The sequence below is a fragment of the Caulobacter sp. Root487D2Y genome (assembly GCF_001427165.1).
GTDB lineage: Bacteria > Pseudomonadota > Alphaproteobacteria > Caulobacterales > Caulobacteraceae > Caulobacter.
Genome location: NZ_LMFD01000012.1, coordinates 249,650 through 262,693, shown reverse-complemented (window position 1 = coordinate 262,693; position 13,044 = coordinate 249,650). Strand labels below are relative to the sequence as shown.

The window sequence follows — 13,044 nt, the reverse complement described above, 5'->3', positions numbered from 1 at the left end:
TAGTACGAAGTTTCGACGCTCGCCACGTCGGGGCTGCGCTGCATCGCAGCAAAAAACATCCGTTTATTCTTGACCACCGATGCGTCACCTCACGATAAGCTTCGATTCAAACAGCAAGAACGCGGGCAGAGTGCGCCCGGGGCGGGAGATCCCATGAGCGAAGAGCTCGAACGCGAGTCGATGGAATACGACGTCGTCATCGTCGGCGGCGGACCGGCGGGCCTTTCGGCCGCCATCCGACTCAAGCAACTGGCGGCCAAGGCCGGGACCGAGGTTTCGGTGGCCGTGCTGGAAAAGGGCTCGGAAGTCGGCGCCCACATCCTGTCGGGCGCGGTGATCGATCCCAAGGGCCTGGCCGAGCTGTTCCCCGACTGGAAGGAACGCGGCGCGCCGCTGGAGACCCCCGTCACCAAGGACGTCTTCCGGCTGCTGGGCCCATCGGGCGACCTCTCGCTGCCGATGTTCGCCATGCCGCCGTTCATGCACAATCACGGCTGCTACATCGCCTCCCTGGGCAATGTCTCGCGCTGGCTGGCCGCCCAGGCCGAGGAGCTGGGCGTCGAGATCTATCCGGGCTTCGCGGCCTCGGACCTGGTCTGGAACGCCGACGGCTCGGTCAAGGGCGTCGTGGTCGGCGTCGTGGGCGTGGCCAAGGACGGGCACCACAAGCCCGACTACAACCCCGGCATGGAGCTGCACGGCAAGTACGTGTTCATCGCCGAGGGCGTGCGTGGCTCGCTGGCCAAGCAGCTGATCGCCAAGTTCGACCTGTCGGCCGGCAAGTCGCCGCAGAAGTTCGGCATCGGCATCAAGGAATTGTGGCAGGTGCCGCCCGAGAAGCACCAGCCGGGCCTGGCCGAGCACACCACCGGCTGGCCGCTGGACAACCAGACCGGCGGCGGCAGCTTCATGTACCACTTCGGGGACAACTACGTGGCCATCGGCTACGTCGTGCACCTGAACTACAAGAACCCCTGGCTGTCGCCGTTCGACGAGTTCCAGCGCTTCAAGCACCATCCGGCGGTCAAGCCGCACCTGGAAGGCGGCAAGCGCATCGCCTACGGCGCGCGGGCCATCACCGAGGGGGGCTATCAGTCCGTCCCGAAGCTGACCTTCCCGGGCGGGGCGCTGATCGGCTGCTCGGCCGGCTTCGTCAACGTGCCGCGGATCAAGGGCAGCCACAACGCGGTGAAGACCGGCATGCTGGCCGCCGACGCCGCCTTCGAGGCCCTCGCCGCCGGCCGCGCCGGCGACGAGCTGGTCGCCTATCAGGAGCTCTACGAGAAGTCCTGGGTGGCCAAGGAGCTGAAGGTCGTCCGCAACGCCAAGCCGCTGCTGGGCAAGTTCGGCACCGCCCTGGGCGGAGCGCTGGGCATGTTCGACATGTGGGTCAACCACCTGACCGGCGGGTTCTCGTTCTTCGGCACGATGAAGCACGAGAAGACCGACGCGGCGTCGACGGGCCTGGCCAAGGACTACAAGCCGCTGGTCTATCCCAAGCCGGACGGCGTGATCAGCTTCGACAAGCTGAGCTCGGTGTTCATCTCGGCCACCAACCACGAGGAAGACCAGCCGGCCCACCTGACGCTGAAGGACCCGACCGTCCCGATCGCGGTGAACCTGCCCAAGTACGGCGAACCGGCCCGGCTCTACTGCCCGGCGGGCGTCTACGAGGTGCTCTACAACGAGCAGGGCCAGAACCCGCGCTTCCAGATCAACGCCCAGAACTGCGTCCACTGCAAAACCTGCGACATCAAGGACCCGTCGCAGAACATCGTGTGGACCACGCCCGAGGGCGGCGGCGGACCGAACTATCCGAACATGTAAGCGGCCTTCGAAAGGCCCCATAAACGCGAGACTGGAGGCGCGGTCCGAACGTTCGGACCGCGCCTTTTTCTTGCGGCGCGCCCGGAAACCGATGAGGGTGCGGACATGACGCGTATCAAGCTTCTCCTCGCCCTTCTCTCGGCCTCGACCCTGACCGCCTGCGCCGCCGCCGCGCCCGGGCCGGACCTGCGGGGCCAGTTCGCCGTGGGATCCGCCTGGGGCTCGAACCGATCGGCCTATGGCCAGTTCCTGGCCGGGCAGGCGGCGTTGCTGAACGGCTCGAACGCCCAGGCGGCGACCTATTTCGACGAGGCCCGCCAGCTGGACGAGGATCCGGGGGTGCTGGCCGACCGCGCCTTCACCGCGGCCCTGCTGGCGGGTGACGTGCAGCGCGCCGCCGCCATCGCCCCGCGCGGCGCCGACGCCAACGAGCAGGTTCGCCGGCTGGGCGTCCTGACCCGGGTGGTCGACCTGATGGCCAGCGGCAAGGGCCGCGACGCCCAGACGCTGCTGAAGACCGAGACCCTGGGCTTCCCCCACCGTCCCGCCGCCGTGCTGCTGGCCCCGTGGCTGGCCGCCGCGGCGGGCGACAACGCCGACGCGGTGACACGTCCGGAGCTGCAGGGCGACCGGTTCGTGCAGTTTTTCGGCCAGCTGAGCCAGGCGCGGCTCTACGAGCGCGCCAAGCGCTATGACGAGGCCGAGACCGACTACAAGGCGCTGATGGCGATCGAGAACGCCCGGGGCCTGTTCGTCGAGGACTACGGCGCGTTCCTGGAGCGCCGCAAGCGTCAGGCCGACGCCGTGGCGCTGTATGACGCGGCCCTGGCCCGCGATCCGGACGATCAGGGCCTGCGGATGGCCCGGGACCGGGCCGCGGCGCGCGGTCCGGCGCCGGCCCTGCCGACCGACAAGCAGGGCGCCGCCCACATGCTGGTCGCCTGCGCCGCCACCTTCGCCAGCGAGCGCCAGAGCCAGTTCGGCCTGGCCTATCTGCGCCTGGCCCTACGGCTGGATCCCAAGCGCGACGACGCCTGGCTGCTGGTCGGCGATCTGCTGGCCCAGGACGACGACACCGCCGGAGCCCGCGAGGCCTACGCCAAGGTGGCGCCGACCTCGGCCCGCTATGTCGCGGCCCAGTCCAAGCTGGCCTGGAGCTACCAGACCGGCGGCGACAAGGAAAAGGCCGTCGCCCTGGCCCAGCAGGCCGCCGTCGCCGCGCCCAAGGACCGAGACGCGCAGATCACCTATGCCGACCTGCTGCGGGCCAACGAGCGCTGGGCCGAGTCGGCCGCCGCCCTGGATCCGCTGATCGCCGGCGAGGGCGACAAGCCCGACTGGCGTCTGCTCTACATGCGCGGCGTGGCCCTGGAGCGGGCCGGCCGCTGGACCGACGCCGAGCGCGACCTGCTGACGGCGATCAAGCTCAGCCCGGACGAACCCGACCTGCTGAACTATCTCGGCTATTCGTGGATCGATCGCGGGGTGCACCTGCCCGAGGCCATCGCCATGGTCCAGAAGGCGGTCGACGCCCGGCCGCTGTCGGGCGCCATGCTCGACTCCCTGGGCTGGGGCTACTACCGCCAGGGCGACTACCAGACCGCCGTGACCAAGCTGGAGCAGGCCGTCGAGCTGGAGCCGGGCGATCCGGACGTCAACGGCCACCTGGGCGACGCCTATTGGCGCATCGGACGCCAGATCGAGGCGCGCTACCAGTGGCAGCGGGTGCTCAGCCTGGAGCCGGACGCCAAGCAGAAGGCCGAGGCCGAGGCCAAGCTCAAGAACGGCCTGGGCGGTCCGCCGGCCAAGATGGCCTCCAGCCAGTAGCCTGACGACTTTAGACGTTTCCAGACGCTTCAAGGGCACGCCATGCGCCTCGACGCCTTCGCCCCGGCCAAGGTCAACCTGTTCCTGCACGTCGGCGGCCCCGACGCGGCCGGCTATCATCCGATCTCCAGCCTGATGCTGTTCGCCGACGTCGGCGACCGGGTCAGCCTGCAGGCGGCCGACGCGTTGAGCTTCGAGGCGACGGGCCGGTTCGGCGGCGAGATCCCGCTGGGCGACGACAATCTGGTGGTGCGGGCCGCCAACGCCCTGCGCGCGCGCCTGGGCGGACCGCTGCCGCCCTTCCGCCTGATCCTCGACAAGGCCCTGCCGATCGCCGCCGGCCTGGGCGGGGGCTCCAGCGACGCCGGAGCGGCGCTGCGGTTGCTGCGCGAGGCCCTGGCGCCCGACCTGTCAGACGTCGACCTGGAGGCCGTGGCCGGGAGCCTCGGCGCCGACGGCGCGGCCTGTCTTTGGGGCGCGCCGGTCATGGCGGAGGGGCGGGGCGAGCGCCTGTCGCCGGCGCCGGCCCTGCCGGAGCTGCACGCCGTGCTGGTCAATCCGCTGGTCCCGTCGCCGACCGGCGCGGTCTATCGGGCCTATGACGCGGCCGTCGCGCCGGAGGGCGAGGCGCCGCCGCCGCTGCTGGACGGCCTGGAAAGCGTCGAGGAGGTCTGCGCCTGGCTGGCCGGCTTCACCCGCAACGATCTGCAGGCCCCGGCCGTGGCCCTGGAGCCGCGCATCGGCCAGGTGCTGGAGCTGCTGGCCGACGAGCCCGAGACCCTGCTGGCCCGGATGTCCGGCTCGGGCGCCACGTGCTTTGCCCTGTGCGCGGGCGACATCGAGGCCGAGGGCCTGGCCGAACGCCTCGAGCAGATGCGGCCCGACTGGTGGGTCCGGCGCTGCCGGCTGGGCGGGCCGTTCGCGGGGTAGCCCCAAAAGAAAAGCGCGGAAGCCGAAGCTTCCGCGCCCTCCCGATCCGAACCTTGGACCGTGCCTTCCCCAGCCTTAGCTGTGGTAGGCGCGTTCGCCGTGTTCGGAGATGTCCAGACCTTCTTCCTCGGCGTCCGGCGTGGCGCGGAGACCGATGACCAGCTTGATCACGAAGAAGACGATGATCGAGGCGATGGCCGACCACGCGATGGTCAGGCAGACGCCCTTGGCCTGGATGATCAACTGGCCGATCGGCGTGTAGGTGGCCAGCGCGTCGCAGGTCGAGATGTCGCCGTCCTTGGCGCAGGTGGTGTAGTCGACGATGCCGGCGCCGCCCCAGGCGGGGTTGACCAGCAGGCCGGTGGCCAGGGCGCCGACGATGCCGCCGATGCCGTGGATGCCGAAGGCGTCCAGGCTGTCATCGTACTTCAGCGCGTTCTTCACGACCGAGCAGAAGAAGATGCAGACCGGCGAGACGACCAGACCCAGGATCACCGCGCCCATCGGGCCGGCGAAACCGGCGGCGGGGGTGACGGCCACCAGGCCGGCGACCACGCCCGAAGCCAGGCCCAGGGCCGACGGCTTCTTCTTGGTGACCCACTCGACGAGGACCCAGGACAGGCCGGCGGCGGCGGTGGCGACGAAGGTGTTGATCATCGCCAGCGAGGCGTAGCCGTTGGATTCCAGGTTGGAGCCGGCGTTGAAGCCGAACCAGCCCACCCACAGCAGACCGGCGCCCACCAGGGTCAGGGTCAGCGAGTGCGGCGGCATCGGCTCCTTGCCGTAGCCTTGGCGCTTGCCCAGGATCAGGGCGCCGACCAGGGCGGCGACGCCGGCGTTGATGTGCACCACGGTGCCGCCGGCGAAGTCCAGGCCGCCCCAGGTCCAGATTTGACCGGCCTTGATCGCGGCGGTCGGGGCCAGAGCGATGGCGTCGGGACCGGGCCACCACCAGACCATGTGGGCGAGCGGATAGTAGGACAACAGGGGCCACAGGACGGCGAAGGCGACAATGGCGGCGAACTTCATGCGCTCGACCAGCGAACCGATGACCAGGGCGGCGGTGATGGCCGCGAAGGTCGCCTGGAACGAGATGAAGGTCAGTTCCGGGATCACCACGCCGGTCGAGAACGTCGCGACGTTGCTGGCCGGGGTCACGCCCTTGAGGAACAGCCGGCTGAGTCCGCCGACGAACAAGTCCCAGCTGCCGCCGTCGGTGAAGGCGAGGCTGTAGCCCCACAGCACCCAGGCGACGAAGCCGATGATGGCCACGGTCGAGACCTGCATCATCACCGACAGCATGTTCTTGGAACGGACCAGGCCGCCGTAGAACAGGGCCAGGCCCGGCAGGATCATCAGCAGGACCAGGACGGTCGAGGTGAGCATCCAGGCGTTGTCGCCCTTGTCGTTCTTGTCGACGATGGCGGTGGGAGCGGCCTCGGCGGGAGCCGGGGCGGCGGCGACCGGAGCGGCGGGAGCCGGCGCGGCCTCGGCGGGCGCGGCGGCGGCCGGCGCGGCCGTGTCCTGAGCGAAGGCGACGGCGCCCAGCGGAGCCCCCGCCAGAGTCGCCGCGAGCATCAGCCCGGCCAGCGGTTTAAAGTGCAGTTTCATCGTTGGTATCCCCTTATTCCCCGACGAATTACAGAGCGGCCGGGCCGGTTTCGCCGGTCCGGATGCGAACGGCTTCCTCGACATTGAGGACGAAGATCTTGCCGTCGCCGATCTTGCCCGTGGCGGCGGCGGCCTTGACCGCCTCGACGGCCTTGGCGGCCGACGCATCGTCGACCACGGCTTCCAGCTTCACCTTCGGCACGAAATTCACTTGGTATTCCGCGCCGCGATAGATTTCGGTCTGGCCCTTCTGACGGCCGTAGCCCTTGACCTCGGACACCGTCAGGCCTTCGACCCCCGCGGCGACGAGCGCCTCGCGGACCTCGTCGAGCTTGAAGGGTTTGACGATCGCTATGATCAGTTTCATCCGCCTTGCTCCGACCCGCTGACTGCGCGGGCTCCCCTTGAATTGGTTTTAGAGCGCGTTGCTCACTCGCACCGCGACGCGGACCCATGGGCCCGCATCGTTTCCCCGGCGCTGTTCACGCTATCGGTCGCGCTTCGGACATGGCTGTCGCGCGGTAGGGATTTGGAAACGAAAGGGGCGCGGCGCCTAAATTTTGGGCGTCAACGACCGGGCGCGCTCGGAAAGGCGGCGTTTCGCGGTTCGAAGAGGCGGGCTGGCCCGGCCTATCGCGAACCGCATACAATCATCGGCTCACGCGCCGCGATCTGGAGTCTCCGCCGCCCATGCCTTCCGTCTGGATCAAGATCGCGCCCTGGGGCCTGCTGATCGCCTCGAACGTCTTCATGACCTTCGCCTGGTACGGCCACCTGAAGAATCGCTCGACGACGATGCTGGTGGCCATCTTCACCAGCTGGCTGATCGCCTTGCCGGAATATTTGCTGGCCGTGCCCGCCAACCGCCTGGGACACGGCGTCTATTCGACCGCCCAGCTGAAGACGGGCCAGGAAGCGATCACCCTGATCGTCTTCACGCTGTTTTCGGTTTTCTTCCTGGGCGAGACGATCCGCTGGACGACCCTGATCGGGTTCGGCGTCATCTTCGTGGGCGTGGCGATCGTGATGTTCTCCAAGTAAGGCGTTCACGAACCCGTGATCCGCGCAACGGACTCCAGGTCTGAACGCTGATGTGGCTGCGTTTCTTCCCAGAAGGATGAGCCCCATGTTTGTGCGTATCGCTACCGCCGCCGCCGTCCTGGCGCTGATGTCCGGCGCGGCCATGGCCCAGTCGACGGCTCCCGGCGCTCCCGTGAACCCGGACCCGACCGCCGCGGCCCCGGCCGACCAGACCATGCCCGCGGACCCGGCGACCGCCGCCACGGCGCCGGCCGACCCGACGGCCGCGACCACCATGCCGGCCCCGACCGGCGCGGCGACCGACACCGCCGGCCGCGTCTCGTCGATGCCCGCCGAGCAGCAGTCGACCTTGAAGGCCGGCGACCCCAACGTCGTCTCCAATCCGCCGATCGCCGACACCCCGGAAAACCGCAAGCTCTACGGCGCCCCGATGTCGAACGCCGGCAAGCGCACCGCCGCCAAGGGCAACTAAGCCTTTCCAGCGGTCCGCGAGGTCCCAACTAAGCTTGAAGCGTCAGTCGGCGGGCCCTATGGTCCGCCGACTTTTTTCTGGCCCTGTTCGGACCCTGATGCCCGCCCCAAAACCCAAGTCGTTTCAAAGCCTGATCCTGACGCTCCATGACTATTGGAGCGCCCAGGGCTGCGTGATCCTGCAGCCGCACGACGTCGAGGTGGGGGCGGGGACCCTGCACCCGGCCACGGTGCTGCGCGCCCTGGGTCCCAAGCCCTGGAACGCGGCCTATGTGCAGCCCTCGCGCCGTCCGGGCGACGGCCGCTATGGCGAGAACCCCAACCGCCTGCAGCACTACTACCAGTACCAGGTGATCCTGAAGCCGAACCCGCCGAACATGCAGGACCTGTATCTGGGTTCGCTGGAGGCCATCGGCCTGGACCTGCGCACCCACGACATCCGCTTCGTCGAGGACGACTGGGAAAACCCCACCGTCGGCGCCTGGGGCCTGGGCTGGGAAGTCTGGTGCGACGGCATGGAGGTCAGCCAGTACACCTACTTCCAGCAGGTGGGCGGCCTGGACGTCTCGCCGGTGGCCGGCGAGCTGACCTACGGCCTGGAGCGCCTGGCCATGTACGTGTTCGGCGTCGACAACGTGTTCGACCTGCCGTTCAACGATCCGGACGCGCCGCTGGGCCATCTGACCTATGGCGACGTGTTCCTCGAGAACGAACGCCAGCACTCGGAAGCCAATTTCCACGGCTACGACGTAGCCGTGCTGAAGGGCCAGTTCGAGGACATGGAGCGCCAGGTGCCGCTGATGCTGGCCCGCTCGTACCAGGGCAAGTCCCTGGTGCTGCCCGCCTACGACATGGTCCTCAAGGCCAGCCACCTTTTCAACCTGATGAACGCCCGCGGCGCGATCGCCGTCGCCGAGCGCGCCAGCTACATCGGCCGCATCCGCGACCTCTGCAAGCTGTGCGCCAGCGCCTGGGTCGAGCAGCAGGAAGCCGCGTAGAGTCGATGCCTCAACTCCTTCTCGAACTGTTCTCCGAAGAGATCCCCGCCCGCATGCAGGCCGGCGCCGCGCGCGACCTGGAGCGCATGGCGCGCGAACACCTGGCCGCCGCCGGCTTCCTGCCCGAGGCCTTGAAGACCTTCGCCGGTCCGCGCCGCCTGACCCTGGTGGTCGAGGGCCTGCCGATCGCCCAGGCCGACCGCAAGGAAGAGCTGAAGGGCCCGCGCGTCGGCGCCCCGCCCCAGGCCATGGAAGGCTTCCTGCGCAAGGCGGGCCTGACCCAGGACCAGCTGGTCGAGCGCGACGGCGTCTGGATGGCCTTCATCGAGAAGACCGGCCGCCCGACCACCGAGATCGTCGCCGAGATGGTCGAGGCGATCGTGCGCGGCTTCGCCTGGCCCAAGTCGATGACCTGGGGCACGAGCAAGCTGCGCTGGGTGCGGCCGCTGAAGCGCATTCTCTGCGTGTTCGACCGCGAGGTCGTGCCGTTCGCCATCGAGGGCATCGAGAGCGGCGACGTCACCGAGGGCCACCGCTTCATGCGCCTCGGCCACGGCTGGGGCGGCCAGCCGTTCAAGGTTCGCGACTTCGACGAGTACAGCAAGGGCCTGCTGGACCACTTCGTCGTGCTGGACGTCGAGGAGCGCAAGGCGCGTATCCTGGAGGGCTGCAAGACCCTGTGCTTCGCCCGCAATCTGGAGCTGGTCGAGGACCTCGGCCTGCTCGAGGAGGTCGCCGGCCTGGCCGAATGGCCGACCCCGGTGCTGGGCGACATGGACCCGGCGTTCCTGGACCTGCCGGGCGAGGTGATCCGCACCTCGATGCGCACCCACCAGAAGTACTTCGCCGTGCGCAAGCCGGACGGGGAGGGCCTGGCCCCGCACTTCATCACGATCGCCAACGTCCAGTCGGCCGACGGCGGCAAGGTGATCGCGCAGGGCAACGCCAAGGTGCTGAGCTCGCGCCTGTCCGACGCCCGGTTCTTCTGGGACGAGGACGTCAAGGTCGGCTTCGAGCCGTGGCTGGAGAAGCTGAACGGCGTGACCTTCCACGCCAAGCTCGGGACCATGGCCGAACGTGTCGAGCGCATCGTCGCCCTGGCTCGCGAAATCGCGCCGCTGGTCGGCGCCGATCCGGACAAGGCGGCCGAAGCCGCGCGTCTGGCCAAGGCGGACCTGGCCTCGCAGATGGTCGGCGAGTTCCCCGAACTGCAGGGCCTGATGGGCGGCTATTACGCCCGCGCCGCCGGGATGGACCCCGAGATCGCCGACGCCATCCGCGACCACTACAAGCCGCAAGGCCCCGGCGACAGCGTTCCGACCGCGCCGCTGAGCGTGGCGGTGGCTCTGGCGGACAAGCTGGACACGCTGGTGGGCTTCTTCGCGATTGATGAGAAGCCGACGGGCTCGAAGGACCCGTTCGCGCTGCGTCGGGCGGCGTTGGGGGTTATCCGGATACTGCTGGAAAATAACGTCCGTGGCGGTGTGACATCCGACCTCTTATTCCCGTGGCACGAATGGCAAATCACGACTGAAATCGAAAAACTTCGTGCCGAGATGTTCGCGAAGTTTGATGACCTTGAGGCCGCAGCCTCGCTTCATGAAGACATCAAGGCGATGGCTCGCGCCAATCGTCGCGATTTCTCTTCCGTCTTCAAATTGCTCGGGGATGTTGAGCCTGAAAAGGTTGCAGTCGCGGCCCCCGCGTCGGTGTCTGAAGCAATTGAATCCTTCCTCAGCCGCCAATCAGGTGTGCTTTGGCAAGCGAGCGTTTGGCTCTCTAAAAGTGTTCTCGACTTCTTCGTTGATCGCTTGAAAGTGACACTCAAAGATCAGGGCAAACGTTCGGACCTCGTCGACGCCGTGTTCGCGCTCGGCGACGACGACCTGGTGCGCATCGTCGCCCGGGTCGAGGCGCTGGACGGGTTCCTGAAGACCGACGACGGCAAGAACCTGCTGGCCGGCTACAAGCGCGCCTCCAACATCCTCAAGGCCGAGGAGAAGAAGGGCTGGAAAGCCGAGGGCGGTCGCGAGATCCTGCCCGACGCCTCGGCCCCGGAAGTGCAGCTGCACGACGCCCTGCGGATGATCGAAAAGCCGCTGGCGTCCGCCCTGGAAGCCGAGGACTTCACCGCCGCCATGCAGGAACTGGCCGGCCTGCGCGGCCCGGTCGACGCCTTCCTGGACGGCGTGTTCGTCAACTCCGAGGTCGCCGCTGAGCGCGACAACCGCCTGAAAACCCTGGCCGCCGTCCGGGACGCGATGGGTCAAGTGGCCGACTTCTCGCTGGTCGGCGGGTAGGGGCGCTTCCTTCACCCTCTCCCTCTGGGAGAGGGTGTTTTCGTGCTGTCTCCTAAGCCTCGACCAGTTCCAGCGCCTGGTTGATCGCCGCGAACAGGCTGTGGATGCTGATCGGCTTGGCCAGATGCAGGTCGGCGCCGGACGCTAGGCAGGCCTGGACCTGATGGGGCATGGCGTTGGCGGTCAGGGAGATGATCGGCGTGCGCGCCAGTCCCTGGTCGCGTTCGCGGGCGCGGATCGCGGCGGTGGCGGCCAAGCCGTCCATCACCGGCATCTGCGTGTCCATCAGGATCAGGTCGAACGGCTGCTCGGCGAAGGCGGTCAGGGCCGCCTGGCCGTCGGCGGCGATGGTCAGGTCCGCGGCGTCGCCCAGCATCAGATCGACGACCTTCTGATTGGTCGGATGGTCCTCGGCCAGCAGGACCCGCAGGCGGCGCTCGATCTGCGGCTGGGCCGCGGTCGGTTCCGGATTCGGCTTGCAGGCGCAGGCCTCGTCGCCTTCGCAGGCGCCCAGGATCGCCTGGAAGGTGAAGGTGGCTCCGTGCCCGGGTTGGGCCGCGCAGGCGATGTCGCCGTTCATCAGCCGCGCCAGGCGCCGGGCGATCGACAGGCCCAGGCCCGAGCCGCCGGCCTGGCGGGTCACCGAGCCGTCGGCCTGCTGGAAGCGTTCGAACAACTGATCGCTGCTGGCCGGATCGAAACCCTCGCCGCTGTCCTGGACCGAGACGCTCAGCGCCACGCCGCCGCCGGGCGCGGCGGTCGTCGTGGCGTGGATATGCACGCCGCCGGCGTTGGTGAACTTGACGGCGTTGCTGGTCAGGTTGGCGACGATCTGGCGGATGCGCAGGGCGTCGCCCACCACCTGGTCGTGGAAGCCGTCGGCGAAGCCCAGCTGGAAGCCGAGGTCCTTGTCGCGGGCGACCGCCTCGAAAACCGCCGCCGCGGCCGTCACCGCCTCGCGCAGGTTCATCGGCTCCACGACCAGCTCCAGCGCGCCGGACTCGATCTTCGACAGGTCGAGGATGTCGCTGAGCAGAAGGTTCAGGGTCCGGCCCGAACTGAGGATGACCGACATCATCTCGCGCTGCCGCGGGGTGAGGCTGCTGCGGCTGAGCACCTCGGCCATGCCGATCACCCCGTTCAGCGGCGTGCGGATCTCGTGGCTCATATTGGCCAGGAACTCGCTCTTGGCGACACTGGCCGCTTCGGCCCGCTGCAGGGCCGCGTCCAGGGCGGCCGCGCTCAGCTTGCGCTCGGTGATGTCTTCGCAGATCGCCAGCAGATGGCGGCGGCCATCCTCGCCGGAAATTGCGATTTTGCGGGTCTGCAGCCAGCGCCGGCCGTTGTGCGGGGTGTCGAGCGGCTCTTCGGGGATCGTCCGCAGTTCGCCGCTCGCCAGCACCTCGCGGTCATGGGCGACGAAGAAGTCGGCCTGGTCGGCGGGAAAGAAATCGTAGTCCGAGCGGCCCAGAAGCGCCTCGCGCGGCGCGCCCAGAACCTCCTCGGCGGTCCGATTGACCAGCAGGAACTTGCCGGTCTCGCCGTCCTTGACGAACAGCATGGCCGGGACGTTCTCGATCACGGTGTCCAGGAAGGTCTGGGGCGGCGCCGAGCGTTCCGACGCGCTGGCCGGCTCGAGGCTGACGCAGCTGGTGACCCGGCCGCCCGACACCGTGCGGCGCGTGGCGAAGCGCAGGCGCTCACCATGCTCCACCCGCTCTTCGCGTACATGCTCCAAGGTCGCGCGGCGATGGATCTGTTCGGCCAGCCAGGCCTCCGGACGCGCGCCCGCGTTCGGATAGCGCCCGGCCGCCAGCCCGGCCCGCAGCAGGGCCTCGAACGTCATGTCCTCGACAACCTCGACGCCCCACCGCGCCCAGAGCTCGGCATAGCGCTGGTTCCAGGCCACGCATCGATCCGCCGGGTCGAACACGGCCAAGCCTTCGGACGCGGTGTCGAAGGCTTCGCGCATCAAGGTGTGGAGGGCCATGGGCGGGGCCGGATCATCGATCATCGTGGAACGGCTCATGCACGAATAT

The 13,044-nt window shown here is 68.6% G+C and carries 10 protein-coding genes; 7 read left to right on the top strand and 3 right to left on the bottom strand.

Features of this window, described 5'->3' with window-relative positions; translation table 11 throughout:
- The first annotated feature begins 153 nt into the window (after positions 1-153).
- From ASD38_RS18470 to ASD38_RS18460, 3 genes are all read left to right on the top strand, one after another.
- On the top strand, positions 154-1,827 hold the full coding sequence (locus ASD38_RS18470; RefSeq protein ID WP_056462257.1) for an electron transfer flavoprotein-ubiquinone oxidoreductase: 1,674 nt from the start codon (positions 154-156) through the stop codon (positions 1,825-1,827).
- A 105-nt stretch (positions 1,828-1,932) separates the two neighbouring features.
- The gene (locus ASD38_RS18465) at positions 1,933-3,654 is read left to right on the top strand and encodes a tetratricopeptide repeat protein (protein ID WP_056446517.1); all 1,722 of its coding nucleotides are present in this window, start codon (positions 1,933-1,935) and stop codon (positions 3,652-3,654) included.
- A gap of 42 nt (positions 3,655-3,696) precedes the next feature.
- Positions 3,697-4,584: a 4-(cytidine 5'-diphospho)-2-C-methyl-D-erythritol kinase gene (locus ASD38_RS18460; RefSeq protein WP_056446520.1), complete on the top strand. Its 888-nt coding sequence runs from the start codon at positions 3,697-3,699 to the stop codon at positions 4,582-4,584.
- A gap of 75 nt (positions 4,585-4,659) precedes the next feature.
- Here ASD38_RS18460 and ASD38_RS18455 read toward each other — a convergent pair whose 3' ends face one another.
- Both ASD38_RS18455 and ASD38_RS18450 read right to left on the bottom strand, forming a co-directional pair.
- Positions 4,660-6,195, bottom strand: coding sequence for an ammonium transporter (locus ASD38_RS18455; RefSeq protein WP_056462256.1), 1,536 nt, complete (start codon positions 6,193-6,195; stop codon positions 4,660-4,662).
- Between the two features lie 28 nt (positions 6,196-6,223).
- Positions 6,224-6,562 (bottom strand): P-II family nitrogen regulator, encoded by a 339-nt coding sequence (locus ASD38_RS18450; protein ID WP_007665036.1) that lies wholly within the window; start codon positions 6,560-6,562, stop codon positions 6,224-6,226.
- A 323-nt stretch (positions 6,563-6,885) separates the two neighbouring features.
- Here ASD38_RS18450 and ASD38_RS18445 point away from each other — a divergent pair, with 323 nt between their 5' ends.
- The 4 genes from ASD38_RS18445 to glyS all read left to right on the top strand — a co-directional run bounded on the left by ASD38_RS18445 (position 6,886) and on the right by glyS (position 11,005).
- The gene (locus tag ASD38_RS18445) at positions 6,886-7,236 is read left to right on the top strand and encodes a DMT family protein (RefSeq protein ID WP_056462253.1); all 351 of its coding nucleotides are present in this window, start codon (positions 6,886-6,888) and stop codon (positions 7,234-7,236) included.
- A gap of 85 nt (positions 7,237-7,321) precedes the next feature.
- On the top strand, positions 7,322-7,708 hold the full coding sequence (locus tag ASD38_RS18440) for a hypothetical protein (RefSeq protein WP_056462250.1): 387 nt from the start codon (positions 7,322-7,324) through the stop codon (positions 7,706-7,708).
- A 97-nt stretch (positions 7,709-7,805) separates the two neighbouring features.
- Entirely contained in the window at positions 7,806-8,705 is a 900-nt protein-coding gene (locus ASD38_RS18435; protein ID WP_056446530.1) for a glycine--tRNA ligase subunit alpha, read from the top strand.
- A gap of 5 nt (positions 8,706-8,710) precedes the next feature.
- Positions 8,711-11,005 carry a glycine--tRNA ligase subunit beta gene (gene glyS, locus ASD38_RS18430; protein ID WP_056446533.1) on the top strand — a complete coding sequence of 765 codons (2,295 nt, stop codon included), beginning with the start codon at positions 8,711-8,713 and terminating at the stop codon, positions 11,003-11,005.
- A gap of 52 nt (positions 11,006-11,057) precedes the next feature.
- Here the strand turns inward: glyS and ASD38_RS18425 are convergent, their stop codons facing one another.
- Positions 11,058-13,034 carry an ATP-binding protein gene (locus ASD38_RS18425; protein ID WP_056462248.1) on the bottom strand — a complete coding sequence of 659 codons (1,977 nt, stop codon included), beginning with the start codon at positions 13,032-13,034 and terminating at the stop codon, positions 11,058-11,060.
- Between the last annotated feature and the right edge of the window lie 10 nt (positions 13,035-13,044).